This window comes from Duganella sp. CF517 (genome assembly GCF_900110275.1).
Classification (GTDB): domain Bacteria; phylum Pseudomonadota; class Gammaproteobacteria; order Burkholderiales; family Burkholderiaceae_D; genus Rugamonas.
Window position 1 is genome coordinate 1 of sequence record NZ_FODC01000027.1, and the last position, 1409, is coordinate 1409.

Sequence of the window (1409 nt, forward strand, 5' to 3'; positions counted from 1 at the left end):
AAACTGGGCGCGCGCGGCGTGCTGGAAAGCCTGCGCGAGACGCACGCCGGTTTGACCGGCCTGCTGGCGCACGAACACGCCAGTCTGTCGCTGGCACAGCGTTGCAGCGGGCTGCCTGGCGGTACGCCACTGTTCTCGTCGCTGTTGAATTACCGCCACGGCGCCACCGGCCAGGCCGACAGCGGCATCGCCTGGGAAGGCATGCAGACGCTCGGCGGCGAGGAACGGACCAACTTCCCGGTCGGGATGTGGGTCGATGACTTGGGTCGTGACTTCCATCTGGTAGGCCAGACGGTGCGCTCGGTCGGCGTGGCGCGATTGTGCAATTACATGCAAGCGGCTGTCGAAGGCATTGTGGAGGCGTTGGAGAGGGCACCGGAGCGCTCCATGGGTGAGCTGCAGTTGTTGACGAAGAAGGAGCGCGAACTGCTCCAGCAGTGGGGCGGAAACACCTTGCGCTATCCTGCGCTGGAAACACTGCACCAGCTCATCGAGCGTCAGGCGCAGGCCAATCCGGCGGCGACGGCGCTGATTTACGGCGACGAGTTACTGAGCTACGCGGAACTGAATCTGCGCGCCAACCTGCTCGCGCATTATCTCATCGAACGGGGAATACGGCCGGACGTCAAGGTCGGCATCGCGGTCGAACGCTCGATCGGGATGATGGTTGGCCTGCTGGCGATCCTGAAGGCCGGCGGCGCCTACGTTCCGCTGGACCCCGAATATCCGGCCGACCGGCTGGCCTACATGATGTGCGACAGCGGCATCGAACTGCTGTTGACGCAAAGCGCGGTCAGGGACAGCCTGCCTGTCGCCGAAGGCCTGCGGGTGCTGGAACTGGACACGCTGGATCTGTCCGGCGCGGCGGAGCACAACCCGCAAGTAGCCGTTCACGCCGAGAACCTGGCCTACGTGATCTACACCTCCGGCTCGACCGGTCGGCCCAAGGGCGCGCAACTATCGCACCGAAATGTCACCCGTCTGCTTCAGGGCACGGACGAGTGGTTCAAGTTCGGCGTCGATGATGTCTGGACCATGTTCCATTCCTACGCCTTCGATTTCTCGGTGTGGGAGATTTTCGGCGCGCTGTGCACCGGTGGCCAATTGGTGATCGTGCCGTTCTGGATCAGTCGCTCGCCGGAAGACTTCCTGCAACTGCTGCGCCGCCACAAGGTGACGGTGCTGAATCAGACCCCGTCGGCGTTCGGCCAGTTGATGCACGTCCCGGGCATCTACGACGAGCGCCTGTCGCTGCGCGCGGTCATTTTCGGCGGCGAGGCGCTAGATCCGCAGCGTTTGAAACCGTGGATGGCCCATTGGGGCGATCAAGAGCCGCAGTTGATCAACATGTACGGCATCACGGAAACGACGGTGCACGTCACCTACCGCCGGATCACCGAGGCGGACCT

The 1409-nt window shown here is 63.7% G+C and carries 1 protein-coding gene; it reads left to right on the forward strand.

What is annotated here, in order from left to right:
• Nucleotides 1-1409, forward strand: a 1409-nt coding sequence (locus tag BMX85_RS29830; protein ID WP_143068122.1) for an AMP-binding protein, incomplete at both ends; no start/stop codon positions are given.